General features: G+C 56.3%; 19 protein-coding genes. 9 read left to right on the top strand and 10 right to left on the bottom strand.

Annotation, left to right across the window (positions count from 1 at the left end; genetic code table 11):
* Positions 1-13: 13 nt before the first annotated feature.
* Positions 14-1546 (bottom strand): cryptochrome/photolyase family protein, encoded by a 1533-nt coding sequence (locus MARLIPOL_RS03660; protein WP_012136732.1) that lies wholly within the window; start codon positions 1544-1546, stop codon positions 14-16.
* A 222-nt stretch (positions 1547-1768) separates the two neighbouring features.
* On the opposite strand from MARLIPOL_RS03660, the gene hemN reads away from it, so the two are divergent.
* Positions 1769-3178, top strand: a complete 1410-nt coding sequence (gene hemN / locus MARLIPOL_RS03655; RefSeq protein WP_012136731.1) for an oxygen-independent coproporphyrinogen III oxidase — start codon at positions 1769-1771, stop codon at positions 3176-3178.
* Positions 3179-3462: 284 nt separating this feature from the next.
* Here the strand turns inward: hemN and moaA are convergent, their stop codons facing one another.
* On the bottom strand, positions 3463-4455 hold the full coding sequence (moaA, locus tag MARLIPOL_RS03650; protein ID WP_012136730.1) for a GTP 3',8-cyclase MoaA: 993 nt from the start codon (positions 4453-4455) through the stop codon (positions 3463-3465).
* A complete protein-coding gene (locus MARLIPOL_RS18960) occupies positions 4437-4823 on the bottom strand; it encodes a hypothetical protein (RefSeq protein ID WP_407638017.1) in 387 nt (128 codons plus the stop codon). Before MARLIPOL_RS18960 ends, moaA begins: the two co-directional genes overlap by 19 nt.
* Before the next feature lie 50 nt (positions 4824-4873).
* Here MARLIPOL_RS18960 and MARLIPOL_RS03645 point away from each other — a divergent pair, with 50 nt between their 5' ends.
* Positions 4874-5299 (top strand): YbaN family protein, encoded by a 426-nt coding sequence (locus MARLIPOL_RS03645; RefSeq protein WP_228677565.1) that lies wholly within the window; start codon positions 4874-4876, stop codon positions 5297-5299.
* Between the two features lie 30 nt (positions 5300-5329).
* On the top strand, positions 5330-5767 hold the full coding sequence (locus tag MARLIPOL_RS03640; RefSeq protein WP_012136728.1) for an Rrf2 family transcriptional regulator: 438 nt from the start codon (positions 5330-5332) through the stop codon (positions 5765-5767).
* Position 5768: 1 nt separating this feature from the next.
* Here MARLIPOL_RS03640 and MARLIPOL_RS03635 read toward each other — a convergent pair whose 3' ends face one another.
* Positions 5769-6854 carry a fatty acid desaturase family protein gene (locus MARLIPOL_RS03635; RefSeq protein ID WP_012136727.1) on the bottom strand — a complete coding sequence of 362 codons (1086 nt, stop codon included), beginning with the start codon at positions 6852-6854 and terminating at the stop codon, positions 5769-5771.
* A gap of 24 nt (positions 6855-6878) precedes the next feature.
* The gene (locus MARLIPOL_RS03630; protein ID WP_012136726.1) at positions 6879-7982 is read right to left on the bottom strand and encodes a ferredoxin reductase; all 1104 of its coding nucleotides are present in this window, start codon (positions 7980-7982) and stop codon (positions 6879-6881) included.
* A gap of 189 nt (positions 7983-8171) precedes the next feature.
* Here MARLIPOL_RS03630 and MARLIPOL_RS03625 point away from each other — a divergent pair, with 189 nt between their 5' ends.
* Positions 8172-8801 carry a TetR family transcriptional regulator gene (locus MARLIPOL_RS03625; protein ID WP_012136725.1) on the top strand — a complete coding sequence of 210 codons (630 nt, stop codon included), beginning with the start codon at positions 8172-8174 and terminating at the stop codon, positions 8799-8801.
* 20 nt (positions 8802-8821) lie between these two features.
* Here the strand turns inward: MARLIPOL_RS03625 and MARLIPOL_RS03620 are convergent, their stop codons facing one another.
* The gene (locus tag MARLIPOL_RS03620; RefSeq protein ID WP_012136724.1) at positions 8822-9592 is read right to left on the bottom strand and encodes a class II aldolase/adducin family protein; all 771 of its coding nucleotides are present in this window, start codon (positions 9590-9592) and stop codon (positions 8822-8824) included.
* A gap of 138 nt (positions 9593-9730) precedes the next feature.
* The gene (locus tag MARLIPOL_RS03615) at positions 9731-11185 is read right to left on the bottom strand and encodes a WS/DGAT/MGAT family O-acyltransferase (protein ID WP_012136723.1); all 1455 of its coding nucleotides are present in this window, start codon (positions 11183-11185) and stop codon (positions 9731-9733) included.
* 258 nt (positions 11186-11443) lie between these two features.
* Here MARLIPOL_RS03615 and MARLIPOL_RS03610 point away from each other — a divergent pair, with 258 nt between their 5' ends.
* From MARLIPOL_RS03610 to MARLIPOL_RS03590, 5 genes are all read left to right on the top strand, one after another.
* Positions 11444-12331 carry a bile acid:sodium symporter family protein gene (locus MARLIPOL_RS03610; RefSeq protein WP_012136722.1) on the top strand — a complete coding sequence of 296 codons (888 nt, stop codon included), beginning with the start codon at positions 11444-11446 and terminating at the stop codon, positions 12329-12331.
* Between the two features lie 107 nt (positions 12332-12438).
* The gene (locus MARLIPOL_RS03605) at positions 12439-13563 is read left to right on the top strand and encodes a putative solute-binding protein (RefSeq protein ID WP_012136721.1); all 1125 of its coding nucleotides are present in this window, start codon (positions 12439-12441) and stop codon (positions 13561-13563) included.
* A gap of 3 nt (positions 13564-13566) precedes the next feature.
* Positions 13567-15708, top strand: a complete 2142-nt coding sequence (locus MARLIPOL_RS03600; protein WP_012136720.1) for a TRAP transporter large permease subunit — start codon at positions 13567-13569, stop codon at positions 15706-15708.
* A 48-nt stretch (positions 15709-15756) separates the two neighbouring features.
* The gene (locus MARLIPOL_RS03595) at positions 15757-16137 is read left to right on the top strand and encodes a CidA/LrgA family protein (RefSeq protein WP_012136719.1); all 381 of its coding nucleotides are present in this window, start codon (positions 15757-15759) and stop codon (positions 16135-16137) included.
* Positions 16130-16879: an LrgB family protein gene (locus MARLIPOL_RS03590; protein WP_012136718.1), complete on the top strand. Its 750-nt coding sequence runs from the start codon at positions 16130-16132 to the stop codon at positions 16877-16879. The genes MARLIPOL_RS03595 and MARLIPOL_RS03590 overlap by 8 nt, the downstream gene beginning before the upstream one ends.
* Here MARLIPOL_RS03590 and MARLIPOL_RS03585 read toward each other — a convergent pair.
* The 3 genes from MARLIPOL_RS03585 to MARLIPOL_RS03575 are packed head-to-tail and all read right to left on the bottom strand — an operon-like array spanning position 16861 to position 21668.
* On the bottom strand, positions 16861-18423 hold the full coding sequence (locus MARLIPOL_RS03585) for a SpoVR family protein (RefSeq protein WP_012136717.1): 1563 nt from the start codon (positions 18421-18423) through the stop codon (positions 16861-16863). The two genes, MARLIPOL_RS03590 and MARLIPOL_RS03585, sit on opposite strands and share 19 nt — an antisense overlap.
* Complete coding sequence (locus tag MARLIPOL_RS03580; protein ID WP_012136716.1) at positions 18420-19706, bottom strand: YeaH/YhbH family protein; 1287 nt, start codon at positions 19704-19706, stop codon at positions 18420-18422. The genes MARLIPOL_RS03585 and MARLIPOL_RS03580 overlap by 4 nt, the downstream gene beginning before the upstream one ends.
* A gap of 39 nt (positions 19707-19745) precedes the next feature.
* The gene (locus MARLIPOL_RS03575) at positions 19746-21668 is read right to left on the bottom strand and encodes a PrkA family serine protein kinase (protein ID WP_012136715.1); all 1923 of its coding nucleotides are present in this window, start codon (positions 21666-21668) and stop codon (positions 19746-19748) included.
* Positions 21669-22045: the final 377 nt, after the last annotated feature.

Here is a 22045-nt window from a genome sequence, read left to right as displayed (position 1 = left end):
CCATTACGCCTGCTCAAAGTTGCTCCAGACGTGCCAATAATGTGTTGGCACGGTGGAGCAACGCCTCCCGCCTCTCCGGTTTTTGCTTGTCCCAGTTCCGGTACATCATGCCCATGCGAGGATTGCTGGCAAAGTCGTCCCGATGACGGTCGATGAAATGCCAGTACAGGGCGTTGAAGGGGCAGGCATCTTCTTCCGTGGATTTGTTCACGTTGTAGTGGCAGTTGCTGCAATGATCAGACATGCGCTGGATGTACTTGCCGCTGGCGGCGTAGGGTTTCGAGCCCAGGTAGCCGCCGTCGGCGTGCATCACCATGCCGAGCACGTTGGGTAGCTCGACCCAGTCATAGGCATCGGCGTACACCGCCAGGTACCAGTCACAGATCTCCTCCGGTTGGACGCCGGCCAGCAGCGCGAAATTACCGGTGACCATCAGACGCTGGATGTGGTGGGCGTAAGCGTTGCGGCGAGTGGCATCAAGGGCCTTGTGCATGCAGCGCATTTTTGTTTCCCCGGTCCAGTAGAACCAGGGCAGGGCACGGGTATTACCGAGCCGGTTTTCCCTGGCGTACTCCGGCATATTGAGCCAGTAGATCCCCCGCACAAATTCCCGCCACCCCAGAATCTGCCGGATAAATCCCTCCACCGCATTAATCGGCGCTCGCCCGGCATACCAGGCCCGGGCAGCGGCTTCGCACACGGCTAACGGGTCAAGCAGACCGCAGTTGATGTAGGGAGACAGAATGGAGTGGAACAGCCAGTCTTCATTATCGGACATGGCGTCCTGAAAATCGCCGAAACAGAGCAGTGCGAAATCGATAAAGTAGTCCAGCGCCTGCTCCGCGTCTTCCGGCGTCACGGCAAAATGGAAGTCCTCGGTGGTGCCGAAATGATCAGCAAAATGCTCCTCCACCAGTGCAATCACCTCCTGCGTCACCTCATCCGGCTCCACACGGAAGGGCGCGGGAGCTGGTGGCTTGCCGGCCCATTTGCGCCGGTTGTCCGCATCGAAATTCCACTGCCCACCTTCGGGCTTGCCATCAGGCGTCATCAATAATCCGGTTTTTCGCCGCATTTCCCGATAGAAGAACTCCATTCGAAGCTGTTTTCGACCTTTTGCCCAATCCGCGAACGCCTGCTTGCTGGCAATAAATCGGGTATCCGGGCGAATCTCCACCGGCACACCCAGCCGTTCATGCCATTGGCTGACCTGCTCATGCAGCCGCCATTCGCCACATTCGGTGGTGATCACTCTATCTGCGCCGGTTTCTGTGAGTTGACTGGCGACAACCGCTTCCAGGCTCTGGGCATCGTTCTGTGGGTGGTAGGTCTGGTAGTGAACTTGCCAGCCCTCCGTCTCAAGCCGCTGAGCAAAGTGCCGCATGGCGCTGAACAGCAGAACCAGTTTTTTCTTGTGGTGGTTGGTATAGCTGGCCTCATCATGGACCTCTGCCATCACGATCCTGTCCCGTTTCCGGTCAGCGTTTTCGAGGGCGCTGATGTCGGTGGTCAGTTGGTCGCCGAGAATCAGGATCAGGTTTGGCATGGCAAAATTGTGCTCCGTTGTCTGGTTTGCGGACGGCGGACACCGAGCATTCCCCAAAGGGGGTAGTCAGAGTACGCCAACGGCACAAGGGTGGTTCAGATTGAAGGTTGATAAAATCCTGAGATCGGTGAGCTGACCCACATCAAGATATGGCGGTCCGGATTGTCATAACATGGCGTCTGTTCCCCGCTTGCCCCCATTTTGACATTCAGAGTTTCTGCTATGATTTCCACCTCCACATTTGAGTCCACCCTCCCACAATTTATCTGGGATGAAGCACTGATCAGGCGTTATGACCTGAGCGGTCCGCGCTACACCTCCTATCCGACGGCTGTGGAATTCAACCAGAACTACCCGGTGGAAGACATGGAAAAGGCTGCGGCACGGAGTAAGGCCAGTGACCGGCCTCTGTCCCTGTACACGCACCTGCCGTTCTGTGCCCATCTTTGCTACTACTGCGCCTGTAACAAGGTGATCACCAAGCAGCGCCACAAGGCCATTCCGTACGTGGAAAGATTGCTGAAAGAAGCCGCGATACAGTCCCGGCTTTTCGGAGCGGACCGGCCGGTGAAGCAATTGCACTGGGGCGGCGGCACCCCTACTTTCCTACCGAACGATGTCATGGCGCATTTGATGGCGGGTTATGGTGAACAGTTCAATCTGCAGACCGATGAAGATCGTGATTACAGTGTAGAGATTGATCCGCGCGAGGTGGACCAGGATACCCTGGCCACGTTGTGGCAGTTGGGCTTTAACCGTATCAGTCTGGGTGTGCAGGATGTAAATCCCCAGGTGCAGAAAGCCGTTAACCGTATCCAGCCCCGGGAAATGACCGAGGCCGTGCTGAACGAGGCCCGCCGCATTGGTTTCCGCTCCATTAATCTGGACCTGATCTACGGTTTGCCACACCAGACCCCGGAAAGCTTTGCCGAAACCCTCGAGGCGGTGATTGAGATGTCGCCGGATCGTCTGTCGGTGTTCAGTTACGCCCATTTGCCGGATCGGTTCTATCCGCAAACCCGAATTCTGGCGGATACTCTGCCAACGCCGCAGCAGAAGCTGGCAATTCTGCACAACACCATCAACCGGTTGCTGGAGGCTGGTTACGAATACATCGGCATGGACCATTTTGCCAAGCCGAATGACAGTCTCGCGGTGGCCCAGAGGGAAGGCCGGCTGCGCCGGAATTTTCAGGGCTATACCACTCACTCCGATTGCGACCTGGTGTCCTTGGGGGTGTCCGCCATCGGCCAGACTGACGACGCCTACTTCCAGAACAATCACGACCTGCCGTCCTGGGAAGCCGCTCTCGATGCCGGTCACCTGGCGATTACCAAAGGTGTGAATCTGACACGGGACGACCGCATTCGCCGCTGGGTCATTGGTCAGCTGATTTGTCAGTTCCGTCTGGATCGCCAGCAGTTTTCGGATGCGTGGGGTGAGAATCTGGATCGTTACTTTGCTGATGAACTGCACCGACTGACGCCGATGATTCGTGACGAACTGATTGTGGATGACGGTCAAAGGCTACAGGTGCTGCCAGCAGGGCGCTTGCTGATTCGGGCCATCTGTCAGATCTTCGATCTGTACAGGAAGGAAGGGGCGAGTCAGAGGTTTTCGCGGATTATCTGACAGGTCTGGCCTGCTGATAATGATCAAGGCGGTTGTTTCGGATCGGCGGTAGTGTTGCATGATCTGATCAGCGGAGATGGATATGGAACTCGTCTGCCCGCCAGTTTGCCGGCCTCAACCTCAATGCCAAGCGCGCAGGCGAGGGCATTGAGTATGCCCACTCCAAAGGCAGCCGCGTGTTTTGCGCCATTAACACTTACCCCCAATACTCGCGGAGTTTGCTCGCCGGCACAAGGCTGTGCGTTGGGCGGAAACGGGCCAGGGGCTTGAGTCACGCCAGCGCGTCAACCACCCGTCATATTCATAAACCGAAGAATCTGTACATCACCCTCAGAGGAAAAGTGATGACGCTCAGGCTTCAGGTCCATGGCGTTGATGATGGTTTCCCGCAGTTTGTCGTCAGTCACCGGGTGCCCACGCAGAACACGGCGCAGGTCTACGGAGTGCTCATTGCCAAGACAGAGCAGCAAGCGGCCCTCTACCGTCACCCGTACCCGGTTGCAGGTAGAGCAGAAGTTGTGGGAGTGCGGAGAAATAAACCCGACGCGCACATCGCTGTCCGGCATGCGGTAATAGCGGGCTGGCCCGCCGGAGTCTTCCGGTGTGGGGATCAGCTCATGCCGCTGGCCAATAATGTCGCGGACTTCATCGCTGGTACATAGCACCTGACCACGATCATGCTCGGAAATCTCGCCCAGGGGCATTTCCTCAATAAAGGTAATGTCCACCTGCTTTTTGCGGGCAAACTCGATCAGCTCGGGTACTTCCTGATCGTTGCCACCTTTCATGACGACCGTATTGAGTTTTATGCCCTCAAAGCCAGCGTCTTGTGCAGCCTCAATGCCTTCCAGAACATGGGAGAGTTTACCGGTACGGGTAATACGGCTGAATTTCTCGGCATCCAGAGAGTCCAGACTTATATTGAGCCGCTTAAGGCCGGCTTTCCGAAGAGGCTCTGCCATGGTAGCCAACTGGCTGCCATTGGTGGTCATGGCAAAATCACGCAGGCCGTATGTGCCGATTTCCTTGACCAGTTCCAGAATGCCCTTCCGCACGAGCGGCTCGCCCCCGGTCAGCCGAATTTTCTCAGTGCCGAGTGATACGAAGGTTCTGGCAACGCGGGCTATCTCTTCAAGGGTAAGCACCTGCTGGCGGGGCAGGAAGGTCATTTCCTCAGCCATGCAGTAGACGCAACGAAAGTCGCAGCGGTCTGTGACAGACAGGCGCACATAATTTACAGTGCGACCGAAACGGTCAGTCAGCTTGGCTTGGGGCATGGGCAGGTTTCCCTGTCTGAAAGATTGATTAAATATAACCCAAGTATCGCAGAATAGCGGCACGATTCCGATACCTCTCGCGGGGTAAGCCTTATGGAACCGGAGTGAAGTAGCGTCATCCACAAACGAAAAGCGGGCCGTCCCTGGCCCGCGAGGATGGGTGAATCAGGCCAGTGCTTGCTCTGAATCGGGCAATGCGGATTCCGGTTTCTGATCCGGGAAGAACACGCCTTTGACCTCCTTTCAGTCAGTGTCTCCTGGGGCCAGTTGTTGGTATAGGTCGCATCGCTGAACAACCTGCTGTAATAGTCCGCACTCCAGTCCGGCGCCTGGTAGGTGCCTTGCCCCCAGATGCCACCCGGCTGCATACCGCCGATGGATTGCCTGGCAGTCTGGCCGTAACCAAACGGGGAGGCCCTTGCATAGATTGCTGGTAGACTATGGAGTATCTAATCAGGCGGCAGAGCTCTTGCAAATGAACGGTGCTCCGGGGAAAACCGTATTCAAATTTCTTGCGTATATGTTCGCTGGACTCGGTTTGCTGGGTGTTGCTCTTCCGCTACTGCCGACCACCCCGTTCATACTGCTGGCGGCCTTCTGCGCCAGCAAAGGGTCGCCGGAGTTTGCTTCATGGCTGGAGAATCACCGGACCTTCGGGCCAGCTATCGAGAACTGGAGGGAACGGAGGGCAGTGCCCCTGCGTGGGAAGGTTTTAGCCTGCGTTATGCTGGGGATTAGCTGGTCGATTCTGTTCCTGTCAGGTGCGTCTTTAGCCCTGCTGACCGGGCTTGGCGTGTTTTTCTGCGGGCTGGCTGCATTTTTATTGTCCAGACCGTCGTGTTGAGTTTTCCATTCGCAGTCTTGGAGCAAATGAATGCACATCACCCGCTACACTGACTACTCAATGCGCGTGCTGATTTATCTGGCGGTTCAGGGTGATCGTCTGGCTACCATTCAGGAAATTGCCGACAGTTACGATATCTCGAAGAATCACCTGATGAAGGTGGTTCATCAGCTTAACAAGAAGGGTTACATCGAAACGATTCGCGGGAAGAACGGTGGCATCCGTCTGCATATGGCACCGGAAGAGATCAATATCGGCGTGCTGGTCAGGGAAACGGAACAGGATATGAACATTGTCGAGTGTTTTTCCTCGAGTAATGCCTGCCGGATTACACCGGTATGCGGATTGAAATCAATATTTGCCGAGGCCCTGAAAGCATTCCTGGAAACCCTCGATAAATACACGTTGGCCGATGTGGTACAGAGCCAGCATCGGCCGCAGTTAATCAGATTGTTGCAGATCGCCTGAATCAGGCGGTCTGTGGCTGAGCTGTCCACTTCTCGCGGAGGCGATCAGGCAGGGAGTAGCTGAGGATGCGCTTGAGCACCGTGCCGTACTGCCTGGCGAAACTTCCGGTGTTGTAGTGAATGCCGTGCTTTTTGCACACCGCCTGCACTTTCTCGGAAATTTCCGGATAGCGATGGGCAGGCAGGTCCGGGAACACATGGTGTTCCATCTGGTAGCTCAAGTGACCGCTGAGCAGGTGTACAAACCGGTTGCCGGAGAAGTTGGACGACCCGGTAAGCTGGCGCAGGTACCAGTGGCCCTTGCTCTCACCTTCACACTCTTCCTCGGTAAAGGTTTCTGCATCCTGGGTAAAGTGGCCGCAGAAAATTACCGTGGATGACCACAGGTTGCGGATCAGGTTGGCGCCAATGTTGCCGGCCAACACGATCGGTGCAACCGGGAAGGTGACCAGCGGGAAGAACACGTAGTCCTTGAATGCCTGGCGACCACCCTTGCGGACGAATCCCTTCAGGAACGGCAGCTTCTCTTTCAGGCTGACTTCACCACGGCGGATCCGCTCGAACTCCAGTTCATGCAGTCCCACCCCCCACTGGAAGAACACGCTCAGCAGAATGTAGTTGATGAACTGCAGGCTGTGGGCCGGGCGCCACTTGTCATCATCGCTGAGGCGGAGCAGGGCATAGCCGTAATCCCGGTCCTTGCCGATGATGTTGGTGTAGGTGTGGTGCTCGTAGTTGTGGGTCAGGCGCCAGGAATCACCGGTACACACAGTGTCCCACTCGTAGGTCTGGGAGTGAAGGGATGGATCGTTCATCCAGTCATACTGACCGTGCATCACGTTGTGGCCAATTTCCATGTTCTCGATGATTTTGGAAATGCCCAGCGCTGCCGTGGCCGCGACAAAAACCGGGGGAATAAAGCCAAAAGGCATCATCACCCGGCCGGCCACTTCCAGCGACCGGTGCAGGCGCACGACGCGGCGAATGTAGTTGGCGTCACGCTCACCCAGGTCGGCGAGGACCTCGTCGCGGATGGCATTCAGGTCTTGTTCAAGCTCATTGAGCTGTGCTTCGTTCATCTGTTTCATTGTTAGTGCTCCTGTTCTTTTAAATTAAAGCTCGACGGTAACGGGGCCATGGGGAACGGATACGCACAATTGAATGTTCTCCTCTCCGGGCCCGGAGCTTTTTCCGGTTAAACGATTAACGACGGTGCCACTGGTTTTCTTGCAGCTGCACTGGTGGCAAATCCCCATGCGGCACCCGTAGCGGGGTGACAGTTTTGCGGCCTCGGCAATGTCCAGTAACGGTGCATCGCCTTCGGAGGAGACGCTGATGTCACTGTTGCTGAACCTGACCTCGCCCCCCAGGGCGTCGGTATCCAGGGCGGCTTTTGGCGTCGCGAAGAAAGTGCTGTGCATCCGGTCTTCGGTGATGCCGCGTTGGGTAAGCAGGTCGGTGGCCAGGTCCATCAGACCCTTCGGGCCGCAGAGGTAGCAACGACGCGTTTCAATACCGTTCACTTCATCAAGGTCGCCGTCCTTCAGGAAACGTGGTGTCTCGCTCTCATTGGTGGCAATGATGTTGAGAGTGAGCGCGTCCCAGTTCTGGCGAAGCTCGTACAGCTTTTGCGCGGCAATGATGTCCGCCTGAGTCCGTACGAAGTACAACAGTGTAACCGGCGCTTCGTAGTTGGCTGCAGCCAGGGTTTCCAGTTGGCTCAGTACCGGTGTGATACCGCTGCCGCCCGCGATGTAGAGCAAAGGCTCGCCGGCTTCGGGAATCAGGAATTCGCCGAATGCCTCGCCCAGACCAATGGTGGCGCCCGGTTTCAGGTTGTCGTGCATCCAGTTGGTAACCAGTCCACCCGGCAGGCGCTTGATGGTCAGAGTAACGGTTCCGTTGTCGTGCCATTGTGCTGGAGCACTGGACAGACTGAAGGTCCGGTTGCGGCGAATGCCGTCAACATCAACACAGATGTTCACATGTTGGCCGGCCTTGAATCCGTCCCAGCGTTTCGCCGGCTTCAGAACGAAGGTTTTGGTGTCGGCGGTCTCGTCTTCAATGCGTTCAACCCGGGCTGGTGTGTACTGTTGTACCCACATCGGATTGATGCGCTCCAGCAGTGGGTCGAAAAAGGCAGCCGGGTCTTCCCGGTTAAAAAGCTGCTTTCCCAGCCACTGAAGTGCGGATGTTCTTTCGGTTTTGGATAACATAATTGGTCTCTCCGTCTGCACCGTTGTGTACAGTTGTTCACTAATGTGTACGACTGTACACACGGAATGAGGTGTCGGCAATCGGTCTTTTGTTGTTGGCATAAAATGACAAGCATCGTGTACTTTATTTTTCCGGAATGTGTACACTTGTGTGCCTTGTATGACTGAGACAGGCGGTACGGTGACGGCATGGCAGAACGACAGCGGCGAAAACCTGGGGAGACCCGGGACAAACTGATGAATGCGGCGTTGACCCTGGTTGGTAAGGGGCGCCATTTTGCCAGTCTCGGTATCCGTGAGGTGACCCGGCAAGCGGGAGTGGTACCTACCTCCTTCTATCGCCATTTCCGTAACATGGACGACTTGGGATTGCAGCTCGTTGATGAGCTGGGGCTTGTGCTCCGTCGAATGATGCGGGAAGCGCGCGAGAACGTGTTGCAGGCGGACAAGCTGATGGACGAATCCGTTGGCATTTTCATCAGCCACGTGCAGGCGAACCGGAGTTTCTTCTTCTTTATGGCTCAGGGGTTGGCGGGAGAGAGCCGGGCCGTGCAGGAAGGAATTCGAAGTGAATTGCGGTTTTTCGCCAGCGAACTGGCTAACGACCTGAGGCGTTTACGACTGGCGGATCACCTGAGTGACGCCGAACTGGAAATGACCTGTGACCTGATCGTGCGCACGGTAGCCTTCAGTCTTACTGACCTGTTGGGCGTGTCACCGGATGATGACTACCAGATTGACCAGATCCGGAAGCGGACAACCCGCTTCCTTCAACTGATCTTTGTCGGCGCTGCTCACTGGAAGAGTGAGGGCACTTGATCAGTTCAAGCTGATCTCCCTCAGTCCCGGAAGCTCGCGTCAATGCGGTCCAACTTGCGCAGCAGGCCCGGCCATGCCAGCTTGCCTCCGAGCCCCTTGGTGACCTGTTCAGCCTGCTGTTTTATGGTGTCCACAATACCGCCGGGGATTGGTGTCAGCGGGCGATTGCCCGATAGAGCACGGACCTGGATTTCGCAGGAGCTCTGCAGGATGTACATGGCCAGGAAGGCATCAGCAATGCTGGTGCCGGTGGTCAGCAGGCCATGATTGCGCAGAATCATGAAATTGGCATTACCAAGGTCTTTTTGCAGTCGTGCCTTCTCGTCCTCTCTCAGTGCAACACCCTCGTAGTCGTGGTATGACAGGCTGGCCAACGCAAACAGGCTTTGCTGGGACAGCGGCATCAGGCCTTCCTGTTGGGCCGAAACGGCAATGCCGTCAGTCGTGTGCAGATGCATGACACAGGCGGCATCTTCCCGTACCGCGTGAATGGCGCTGTGGATGGTAAAGCCGGCGGGGTTGATATCGAAATCATCGGGGTCAATCTTGTTGGCATCCTGATCCACACGCACCAGGCTGGAGGCGGTAATCTCCTCGAACATCATGCCGTAGGGGTTGATCAGAAAATGATGCTCGTCACCCGGAATCCGCGCGGATATGTGGGTAAAAACCAGGTCGTCCCAGCCGTAAAGCGCGACCAGACGATAGGCGGCGGCGAGGTCAGTACGAAGCTGCCATTCTTCTTCGCTGACGGAATCCTTTTTCGACGGAATTGAAAGCTGTGCTGACATGGCGTGCCTCTCTTGTGAGATGTTGCGGCGTAGGTTACTGAAGCTGAGTTATGGCCGGATCACGCTGACTAACCCGGCCGCGATGCAACGTCATATGAACACTGTTGATTAGTCCGGCCCCTTGGGGCCGGAGCGGCTTCATGCTTTGGCGTTGACTTTTTTACGGGACGTTTTTGCAGGGTTGTCGGCGGTTTGGTTAGCCGGCAGAAGCAGACTCTCCAGTTCGTCCAGCGCCTCACCGGTATATACCGCAAGTTTCTGCATGCTTGGCAGCGTGTCGCGACATCCCGTGAAGCCAAAGTTCAGTGAGCCCGCATAACTCAAACAGGTAATGTTGAGCGCGCCGCCATGGGCTATAAGTGAGACTGGATACATGGCTTCCAGCTTTGCACCTTCGTAATAAAGGGTGCGCTGAGGTCCCGGAACATTGGAAATGGTGACGTTGAATACCGGCCGCATTCTTCCCCCCAGGCCAGACATCAATTGCAGGATGTAGGGAGACATCAACAGCATGGTGTATTGGTTCAAGGCGCTTTTCGGCAGTTTCTGCAGGTGTTCCTTGGCTCGTCGGGTAGACTGCTTGATGGCCTGAAGGCGAGCCAGGGGGTCGTCGGTATCGGTAGCCAGTGAGGCAATCATGAAACTGATCTGAGTGCCGGTACCCTCGTCATCTGCTGGGCGGATATTGACCGGGATTCCGGAGGTCAGCGGTGTATCGGGCAGGTTATCCTGTTCAAGCAGGAACCGGCGAAGTGCAGTGCCACAGAGGTACAACACAATGTCGTTGAGTGACCCGCCGGACACATGGGCCAGTTCCTTGAGCCGGTCCAACTGGTAGTGTTGGGTGGCAAACCGGCGCTGGCCGGTGACCCGGTGGTTGAGGGTAGAGACCGGTCCGGTGAACGGTGCCGTCAGCCCATCCTCCGGATGCCTGGCTGAATGCACCAGCCGGTTCATCGCCTGCCACAGCCGCGGCGCCAGGTCCGCCTGCAGTTTCAGGGCGGACCTGGCCTGGGAAAACGCTGCGGGAAGGGTGGCTTCCTTGTCGGTTTTACTACCGCGGCGACGTTCCGGCCGGACACACCACGGCGGTTGCATGTTGGTTTTATGAGGGTCGGTGGTAAGCACCCTCTGCATCAGGCGGACGCCGCTGACGCCGTCAATCATCGAATGATGCATCTTGGTGTAAAGGCCGAAGCGGTTATTCTCCAGGCCCTCAATTACATGGCATTCCCACAGCGGGCGGGAAAAATCCAGTGGGTTGGAGTGCAGGCGTGATACCAGAATACCCAGCTCACGCTCTCCACCGGGCTTTGGTAGCGCCGAGTGCCGAACGTGATAATCCAGGTCGATGTCTTTGTCGGTTTTCCAGGCGGGAGCGACCAGTCGCCCCAACAAGCCAGAGTAGGCCAGCTTTGAGTTCCAGGGCGGCGCAACATCACCGGTTTCTTTCATCCGGTTGACCATATCCCGCAGGAAGGTATCGGGGGCTCCTTCGGGTAATGAAAAAATCTGCAGGTTACCGACATGCATCGGGGTGTCTTCAGATTCAACGGCTAACCATGAGGCATCCAGGGTTCCCAGGCGTTTCATTCGTGTCTCGTCCTTATGTCCTTATTGTGCTTCGGCTACTCGCTGTTAGCCCGCACGGATTATTAGTTATTTTGCGAAAGTATACGCAATATTACGAATTAATCACACGAATAACCGGGGCGATGGTTCCCTGTGAAGAACTGTGTTGGGCGGGGCATCCGTTACATGTTGTTGCGAAATCCCTGTCACGGAGAGCAGCCGGCTTGTGCTAACTTCCATAGCTGACTAACTTCATAAAAACAAGAATCTGGAGGCAACGTGGAGTCCAGTCCACTGATTTCAGCGGGGTTACCGATCGCCCTCTTTATTATCATGATCGGTATAGGAATGACCCTTACGGTTCGTGACTTCCGTCAGGTCGCGGTGTATCCGAAGGGAATGATCGTCGGTACCGTGGCGCAGATCTTGGTGATGCCGCTGGTGGCTTTTGCCCTGGCAAGTCTGCTGGCCGTGTCGCCCACCATCGCCGTGGGGCTGGTGATTATTGCCGCCTGCCCCGGGGGGACGACCTCTAATCTGTTCGTATTGCTGGCAAGGGGCAACATCGCGCTGTCCATTGTTCTCACGGTCAGCGCCAGCCTGATCACGATCCTGACCTTGCCGATGTTTACCAACCTGGCCCTGGATTTCTATATGGGCACGCAGGAAGCCGTTGTGTTGCCGGTATGGAAGACCGTCGGGATGCTGATTGGCATCGTATTATTCCCCGTCGCCATTGGCATGGTGGTGCGGACCAGGAACCCGGCGATGGCAAAAAAGGCGGAAGGTATGGTCAGCATCTTCGGTGGTATTGTCCTGGCGGTTTTGATTGTCGGGTTGATTTACGGTGTGCGTGACCAGATCTGGGATTTGCTGAAACAGGCGGGCCCGGCCACCTTCCTGCTGAACATTGCCGGCATCACCCTGGGGTTGTTGGTTGGCCGGGGCGCGGGGCTCACCCAAAGGGAATCACTGGCAGTGGCTGTGGAGCTGGGCATCAAGAATGGCACCATCGCACTGATGGTGACCCTGACGCTGCTTGAATCCAGTGCCATGTCGATTCCCGCCGCGGTGTATGGGGTCTTGATGTTCCCGATCGGTTTTATTCTGGCAATGTATGGTCGAAGCATTATTCCCCAGTCCTCTATCAAGGCACCCGCTTCCTGAAAGGGTTATTGACACTTTTGCCATGCCCCCCCTGCCACGAGGGACAGAGGGGGTGATGCTGTTCACTGGTACCCTTAGGCTTCGCTCTGGAGCTCAGGACAATAACAATGACTTTGTACCCCACCCAACATTCCGCGATCTTCCTGCGGGCGATGGCCGCCTGCATGCTGTTCCTGCTGTCCACCGTTGCCTGGTCTGACGATGACCAGTTGCGGTCCACGATCTATAACCAGTCGCTTCCCTTAAAAGAGCGTGTTGCTGCATTCCAGGAACTGACCGGGCTGGAACCGGATCCGGATCGTGTTTACCGGGTGTGTATCTGGGACATTTTCGGGCGTTCCGGCCCCGTTTTTGCGGCAGCTCAGGAGCAACGCAAGAAGATCCTGGAATTTGGTGTCAATGTTGAAATGGTGCCCTATACCAGTGAGTCGGTGATGGTGGAGGAACTGAAATCCGCGACTTGTGATGCAGCCCTGATGAGCGGGCTTCGTGCGCGGATATTCAATCGCTACACCGGTACCCTGGACTCCATCGGCGGGTTCCCGGAAAGGGAGCAGATGCGTCTGGCGCTGAAGCTGATGGCCGATTCCCGCAGTGCCGACCGTATGGTCAGTAACGGCTACGTGGTGATGGGTATTGCACCGGCCGGGGCGGCTCATGTGTTCGTTGATGACCGTAAAATCAACACTCTGGCGAAGGCGGCGGGTAAACGGGTGGCAGTGTTGGACTATGATCCGGTCCAGGCCGAAATGATCTCTGGCATTGGGGCAACCCCGGTGGTGGCTGACATTGTTAATGCCCCGAACATGTTCAATACCGGCGTCGTGGATGTACTGGCAGCACCCCTGGCGGCCTATGAGGTTATGGAACTCTACAAAGGGCTGGAGCCTGATGGCGGTATTGTCGATCTGCCCCTGACCCATATCTCCGCGCAGCTGATCGGTCGATCGGAAGTGGTTCCCAATGAACTGGCACAGTTCGTCCGGGAAGCATTTTACCAGGGGTTCGATGAAATCATCAGCCGGGTCCGCATGGAAGAAGAGAAGGTTCCGGATAAGTGGTGGATTGAGATTCCTGCTGAGGATCGTCTGGAATACGACCGAATGATGCAGCAGGCACGGTTGGAGTTGCGTGATAAGGGCTATTACAGCGCGGACATGCTGACCCTGCAGCGCAAGATCCGATGCCGGGCGAATGGCGCCCGCGAGGAATGCACTGATCCGGTAGAGTAACCGATGACCACCGACGCCCGAAGCCTGCCGGCCAGCCAGGGCCGTTCCCTGTCTGTCACTCTCGCCAGCTTGCCGATGCTGGTTATCCTGGTGCTCACCCTGCTGGCCTCGGTAGGGGAAACACTGCATTCCCGTTTGCTTGAGATTGGCGGAGAGACCTGGCCGGATTACTTTAACCTGCGGGTGATTGATCAGATTCGGGCGCCGGACTGCCAAGTCGTGGCTGACCCTGACGCGGCCGTTGAACTGGCGGTGGCGTCGAAGAAAGCAGAAATGGCCGCAGATCCGTTCGCCGATGTCTTTGGTGGCAATCTCAACCGCGATGAAATCCGCTCATCGATCATGGCGACGTCGGAGGCCTGCCAGCAGCGGATCGCCGAATGGGGGCGCCTGCAATCCCTGGATGGTCCCGCTGTGCGGGCCTTTGCATTGATGGAAACCGGTCTGTCCCGGGCGGTTGTCCTGATCACTGGTAACCGCCGTGTCCTGCTGGGCTTAATGTTGCTGTTCTGTGCCGCAGCGGCGACGCTCGGTCGACAGCACATTGCGCTGCGTCCGGTCGAATCCCAGCGGGACGACCGGGTAGCCACCCTTGCCCAGTTGATTGCAAACAGCCTGCTCACAGCGTCCGCATGGCTTTATCGCCAGCAGGAACTGGCCCAGGCTGAGGCCGGTATCCCTCTGGCTCATCTCTTCATGCATGATATCTGGGTGGCAGGGTTTGGTGCGCTGACGCTGATTTCTCTCTGGCAACTCCGGCAGCCAAGGGCGGACCTGGTGCCTGGCGGCAGCTGGCCCCGTTCGCTGCTGAGTGTGCCGCTTTACAGTTTCATGTGTATAAGCGCCACCATTCAGTTTGCGTTTCATGGTTTCTACCATGGCATCGCTGTTTACCTGAACATGATGGCGGAGCTGTCTGCGTTATTCCTGAACCTCGGGCTCTATGTCTGGGTCGGCATGCTACTGGCCAGAACCCACTTGCCCCGTAAGGTGTTTGATCTTATCCGTCCGTGGCAGTTGCCGCCCAAATGGCTGGGTGTCGTGGTACTGCTGCTGACAGCGCTGCCTACCGCCTACAGCGGTGCTTCCGGTATCTTCATTCTCGCCGCCGGTCTGACGTTATACCGTGAGTTGCGGCGGGCAGGTACTTCCGAACAGTTGGCGCTGGCAACGACGGCCATATCCGGCTCCATGGGCACCATGCTTCGTCCCTGCCTGCTGGTGGTGATTGTTGCTACGCTGAACAACAGCGTTACCACAGATGAACTGTTCAGCGCCGGTGCTCGCGTACTGTTACTGACCGCCTCGGTCTATGCAATTTACGTATTCCTGTTGGGCGGTGCATCCACTGGCCGTATTGCACCACTGCGGGATGCCATTCCGGGAACCCTGCGGGCACTGTTACCGTTACTCCCGTACATTGCGATTTTTGCGGCTGTGGTGGTGCTTTGGAATGTTCTGCTGGGGCGGGGGCTGGATGAGTTCTCGGCGCCCGCGATCCTGCCGGTGATTCTGTTGCTGGTGCTCGGTTATGAGCGACTGGTACTGAAAACCGGTGACCCGGATGCGGACGACTCCAATCTTCAGAGTGAAATACTCCCTCCCAGTGGATTCTCTCAATCGGTGATGCGGGCCACCCGCGAGTCCTGCGCCCTGATTGGCGCCCTGTTGATGCTGATGGCGTTATCAGTGAGTGTCGGCGGGCTGATCGAACGTTCGGGTCTGCTGGAGCTGTTCCCGGAGCAATTGGGCTCGGTCTGGCTGACCCTGACGCTGCTGATGGGCCTGCTGGTGTTTATCGGCATGATCATGGATCCCTACGGCGCAGTTCTGCTGGTCAATGCCACCCTGGCGCCGATTGCGCTGAAGAATGGTATTGATCCCCTGCATTTCTGGGTCATGACCGTGCTGGCTTTCGAGATGGGCTATCTGACGCCGCCGGTTGCCCTCAATCACTTGCTGACCCGACAGGTGGTCGGTCTGCCAACATCGTGGGAGAGTTTGCACGGCACCTTCTGGCAGCGGAACTTCCGCTTTATTTTCCCGGTACTGGTGATGGGTACCGCGTTGCTCGTCGTGACGTATATCCCGGCTGGGTGGGACACCGGCTTCCGACTGTTGTTGGGTATTCAGCCGTCACCGTAATGGTTATGCTCTGGTTTCAGGCACGGTCGGAAACCCGGAGTGACAGGTATGAATTTTCTCAATGGCATTACGCTGTTGCTGGTGTACCAACTGGTGGGGGAAGTCACAGTCCGTCTGCTTGACGTGCCAATTCCCGGCCCGGTGCTGGGCATGGTCATGCTGTTCGTGACGCTGCTGATCCGGGGCCAGGCACCTGAATCGGTTGACCAGGCTTCCTCGGCGCTGCTCAGCCACCTGTCGCTGCTGTTCGTTCCGGCAGGGGTGGGCATGATGGTGCATTTCGATCGCATTGCTGAGGAATGGGTGCCGATTACACTGGCACTGCTATTGAGTACCATCATCACCATGGTGGCTACCGCCCTGATCATGCAGTTGACCAGCCGCTGGCTGGTCGGGGCCCGTCAGGGCAAGGAGCCGGACGGTGACTGATCCCGGTCTCAAGGATATCTGGGTTTATCTTTCGGCGTCTCCGCTGCTGGGCCTGACCATGACCCTGGTAGCCTACGGTCTGGCTTACCGCCTGTATCTGCGGACGCGATCCAACCCGCTGGCGAACCCTGTCGTCACCTCGGTTGTGATGCTGATCGGGGTGCTGGTGTTGACCGGAACCCCCTATAACGATTATTTCGAGGGCGGGCAGTTCGTGCACTTCCTGCTGGGCCCCGCCACTGTTGCCCTTGCGGTACCGTTATACCAGCAGTTCACCAGACTGCGACAACTATGGTTACCGGTGACTATCTCGCTGGTGTGTGGCGTAACGATTGCTGCTGGCAGTTCCATTGGTCTGGCTTGGCTACTCGGCGGTTCCACCGAAATACAGATGTCCCTGGCTCCGAAATCGGCGACGGCTCCGGTGGCCATGGGTATTTCCGAAAAGATCGGCGGTCTGCCATCCCTGACAGCGGTGCTGGTGGTGATCACCGGTATCACCGGTGCGGTGCTTGGAACCAAACTGTTCGAGTGGATTCGGGTGACCGACGATACCGCCAGGGGGATTGCCATGGGGGTTGCTGCCCACGGTATCGGAACGGCGCGGGCCTTTCAGGTCAGCCCGCAGATGGGCGCGTTCTCGGGGCTGGCGATGGCATTATCCGCTTTTGCCACCGCGTTGTTGGTGCCCTGGCTGGTGGACTTGATGCAATTTCTGGTCAGTCAGTCTTCTTCGTCCTGATCCTTCGGCGGACAGTGGTAATCTTCCACCACCGTGCCCTCGTCGACACTTTCCAGGTGTACATCAAACCCCCACAGGCGATGGGCATGCCGCAGTACTTCCTCGGTTTCCTTGCTGAGCGGAACCCTATCGACGGGGATATGTCGCAGTGTCAGAGAGCGGTCACCCCGGACGTCCACATTCCACACCTGGATATTCGGCTCGCGGTAACTGAGGTTATACTGGCGCGCCAGTTTTTCCCGAAGTGCGCGGTAACCGTCCTCGTCGTGAATGGCGGTGATTCGGTACACATCTTCCTGATCATCGTTCTGGATCGAGAACAGTTTGAGATCACGCATGACCTTCGGCGACAGGAACTGCTGGATGAAGCTTTCATCCTTGAAGTTTTTCATGGCGAAGTGCAGTGTTTCCACCCAGTCACTGCCGGCAATATCCGGGAACCAGTGACGGTCTTCTTCCGTGGGGTTTTCACAGATCCGTCTCAGGTCCGAATAGATCGAAAAGCCAAGGGTGTAGGGGTTGATACCGGAGTACCACGGGCTGTCAAAGGGAGGTTGATAAACCACTGCCGTATGGCTCTGCAAAAATTCCAGCATGAAGCCGTCATTAACCAGGCCTTTTTCATACAGGCTGTGCAGCAGGGTGTAATGCCAGAAAGAAGCCCAGCCTTCGTTCATCACCTGGGTCTGGCGCTGGGGGTAGAAGTACTGCGCCAGCTTGCGCACGATACGAATGATTTCCCGTTGCCAGGTTTCCAGCAACGGGGCATTTTTCTCAATAAAATATAGGATGTTTTCCTGCGGATCCTCCGGGAAGCGTTTTTTGCGCCGGACCGGATCGTCGTCATCGTCCATTTTGGGAATGGTGCGCCACAGGTCATTGATGCGGCGTTGCTGGTACTCCTCCCGTTCCTTCTGGCGCCTTGATTCCTCTGCTGCCGAGATGGGTGCGGGCCGTTTATAGCGATCGACACCGTAATTCATCAGCGCATGGCAGGAGTCGAGAATTTCCTCCACCGCATCCACCCCGTAGCGCTCCTCGCACTCGGCGACATAATGGCGGGCAAATACCAGGTAATCGATGATCGCACTGGCATCGGTCCAGGTGCGGAACAGGTAATTGCCCTTGAAAAACGAGTTATGCCCGTAGGAGGCGTGGGCAATCACCAGAGCCTGCATGGGCAGGGTGTTCTCTTCCATCAGGTACGCGATGCAGGGGTTGGAGTTGATGACGATCTCGTAGGCCAACCCCATCTGTCCACGTTGATAGCCTTTGGACGTGCTCAGGAACTGCTTGCCAAAAGACCAGTGATGATAGCCCACGGGCATACCCACGGAGCTGTACGCGTCCATCATCTGCTCGGCACTGATGACTTCAATCTGGTTGGGGTAAGTGTCCAGGCCGAATTCTTCGGCGCATTTGGCGATTTCCTCATCGTATTGCCGGATCAGGTCGAAGGTCCATTCGGAGCTGTTGGAGATGGGTTCCCTGGCCTTTGACTGATCGTTGTCCGGAATGTTCGGGCGGTCGATGATGTCACTCATGCGGCTTTCCTCTCGAACAACTGGCGGAACACGGGGTAGATCTCGCCAGGATCGGCGATTTGTTGCAGGGCGAAGCTCTGGGGATATTGCTCTTGGATTTTTTCGTACTCATACCAGAGCATCTGGTGGTCCTGCGGGGTGATCTCCACGTAGGCAAAATATTGCACCAGTGGCAGTAGGCTCTCCGACAGGATCTTGCTGCACACAGGGGAGTCGTCGTTCCAGTTATCCCCATCCGACGCCTGGGCGGCGTAGATGTTCCACTCACTCGGAGAATAACGGGATTCAATGATCTTGTGCATCAGTTTCAGCGCGCTGGATACAATCGTGCCACCGGTTTCCCTGGAGTAGAAAAATTCCTCCTCATCCACTTCTTTGGCACTGGTGTGGTGGCGAATGAAGACCACTTCAATCTTCTTGTAGTTCTTCTTGAGGAACAGATACAAGAGAATGAAGAAACGCTTGGCAATGTCTTTGTGCATCTGCGTCATCGAACCGGACACATCCATCAGGCAGAACATCACCGCACTGGTGGCCGGCTTGGGTTGCTTGACGTGCTGCCGGTATCGCAGGTCGATTTCATCAATAAAGGGAATGCGCTTTACATTGGCTTTGAGTCGCGCAATTTCCTCCTCAAGCGCCTGGACCTGATCATCATGGCTGAACGCCGCATCCAGGTCTTCCGGGGCGGACTTCAATGCGGCGAGCTGCTCTTCCAGGTCACGAATTTTCTTCTTGCGAGCACCGCCCAAACCAAGTCGACGGGCATGAGCGCCCCGGAGGGAGCGCACGACATCAAGCTTGGCGGGTATGCCCTGGCTGGTGAACCCCGAGCGGACATATTTGAAGGCTTCGGTGTCCTTGAGTTTCTTGCGGGCGAGGTTGGGCAGTTCCAGATCATCAAACAGGAAGTCGAGGAATTCCTCCTGGGTGATCTGGAAAGCAAATTCGTCCATGCCTTCGCCATCCGGGCTGGCTTGTCCTTGCCCCTGGCCTTGGCCGCCCCCCTTAGGTTTCGGCAGGGTGTCGCCAGCAACGAACTCCTTATTGCCGGGGTGAACGATCTCCCGCTTTCCACCCTGGCCGTGGTGGAAAATGGGCTCCTCGATATCCCGGGAGGGAATGCTGACTTTTTCGCCGCGCTCAATATCCGTAATTGAGCGACGTTGTACTGCATCGGCCACCGCTTTCTTGATGTGGTGCCGGTAGCGGCGCAGAAACCGCTCCCGGTTCACTGCGCTCTTGTTTTTACCGTTCAGGCGGCGGTCGACTATGTGGGTCATACCCATAGTGTTACTCCAGTTCAGTGAGCTTTCACTGACTTAGTGAGACTTGCGGACGCGCAGATACCATTCGGCCAAAAGCCGTACCTGTTTCTCCGTGTAGCCTCGATCGACCATACGCTCGACGAACTGCTTGTGCTTCTTCTGATCTTCCTGGCTGGCTTTCGGGTTGAAGGAAATAACCGGCAGCAGATCCTCGGTGTTGGAGAACATTTTCTTCTCAATCACGCTGCGCAGCTTTTCATAGCTGAGCCAGGAGGGGTTGCGGCCCTGATTGTTTGCCCGTGCCCGCAACACGAAGTTGACCACTTCGTTGCGAAAGTCCTTCGGGTTGCTGATACCAGCCGGTTTCTCGATTTTCTCCAACTCGTCGTTGATAGCGGAACGATCAAGAATTTCGCCCGTTTCAGGATCCCGGTATTCCTGGTCCTGAATCCAGAAGTCGGCGTAGGTTACATAGCGATCGAAAAGGTTCTGACCGTATTCGCTGTAGCTTTCCAGGTACGCGGTCTGGATTTCCTTGCCGATGAACTGGACGTAGTGTGGCGCCAGGAATTCCTTGATGAAGCGCAGGTAGCGCTCCTGGGTTTCCGGCTGGAATTGTTCCTGCTCGATCTGTTTCTCCAGGACATACAGCAGATGGACCGGGTTGGCCGCCACTTCCGAGGTGTCGAAGTTGAACACCTTGGACAGGATCTTGAAGGCAAAGCGGGTAGAGAGACCGTCCATGCCCTCATTGACCCCCGCAGCATCCCGGTACTCCTGAATGGATTTTGCTTTTGGATCTGTGTCCTTGATGTTCTGGCCGTCGTACACCCGCATCTTGGAGAAGATGCTGGAATTTTCCGGTTCCTTGACCCGCGACAGCACCGAAAACTGGGCCAGCATATCCAGTGTATCCGGGGCGCAGGGCGCACCAGCGAGTGAACTGTTCTTGAGCAACTTTTTGTAGATCTCGATCTCTTCCGATACCCGCACGCAATAGGGCACCTTGACGATGTAAACCCGGTCGAGGAACGCCTCGTTGTGCTTGTTGTTACGGAAGGTCTGCCATTCGGATTCGTTGGAATGGGCCAGGATAATGCCGTCAAACGGCACCGAGCCCATGCCCTCGGTGGTGTTGTAGTTACCTTCCTGTGTTGCGGTCAGCAGCGGATGCAGTACCTTGATCGGTGCCTTGAACATCTCCACAAACTCCAACAACCCCTGGTTGGCCCTGCACAGCCCCCCACTGAAGCTGTAGGCATCCGGATCGTCCTGGGAGAAATCCTCCAGCATACGGATATTCACCTTGCCCACCAGAGCGGAAATATCCTGGTTATTATCATCACCGGGCTCGGTCTTGGAGACCCCGATCTGGTCGAGCACCGAAGGGTATTTTTTCACCACCTTGAACTGACTGATATCACCACCAAATTCGTGAAGGCGTTTCACTGCCCACGGTGACATGATGTTCTGCAGGTACCGCAGGGGGATGCCGTACTCTTCCTCCAGAATTGGTCCATCCTCGTCCGGATCAAACAGGCCCAGTGGGGATTCGTTCACGGGCGAGTCCTTGATGGCATAGAAGGGCACTTTCTGCATCAGGAACTTGAGCTTCTCCGCCAGTGACGACTTACCGCCACCGACCGGACCGAGCAAATAAAGAATCTGTTTCTTTTCCTCCAATCCCTGGGCGGCATGCCGGAAGAAGGACACAATGTTCTCGACTGCGTCTTCCATGCCGTAGAAGTCGGAAAATTCGGGGTAACGTTTGATAACCTTGTTGGAAAAAATGCGTGACAGCCGGGAGTCACGGGACGTGTCTACCAATTCTGGCTCGCCAATGGCCAGTAACATCCTCTCCGCGGCAGTGGCGTATGCCGTTGGGTCCTTTTTGCAGATCTCCAGGTATTCCTCAAGGGAGTATTCCTCCTCCTGAGTTGATTCATACCGGTCTTTGAAGTGCTGCACAATGCTCATAGATGGCCCCTCGCTCGCTGTTCTTCAGCTTTCAGTTCACGCAATATCCCCATTGCAGTTGGCGCCGCCAATCTGGGCGGTGTGTCTGGTTATTAGTGGAAGAAATGGATACTACAAACCGATTTACGGTTCGCGGCCGAATTCGGTTTGGTTACCTAGAGCTTAGTCCACGCTCGGAAACTTGGACAGCCTGTTTATGGTATCGGTTCATTAATTTGTGTTGTGTTTTGGTTTTTGTTCTGGGGTTGGGGGGGAGGGAGCATGGGGGAGGTCCTTTTTTAAAAACTCCGCTTTAACTCGCTTCGCTCAGACAGGCGGTGTTTTGAAAAAAGGACCTCCCCCACACTCCCACAAACCCAATGGGGAGACCGGAAGAA

Origin of the sequence: Marinobacter lipolyticus SM19, assembly GCF_000397065.2 — a bacterium.
In the GTDB taxonomy this organism is placed as follows: domain Bacteria; phylum Pseudomonadota; class Gammaproteobacteria; order Pseudomonadales; family Oleiphilaceae; genus Marinobacter; species Marinobacter lipolyticus.
The sequence above is the reverse complement of the archived record's forward strand: the minus strand, read 5'-3'. Positions and strand labels throughout refer to the sequence as shown.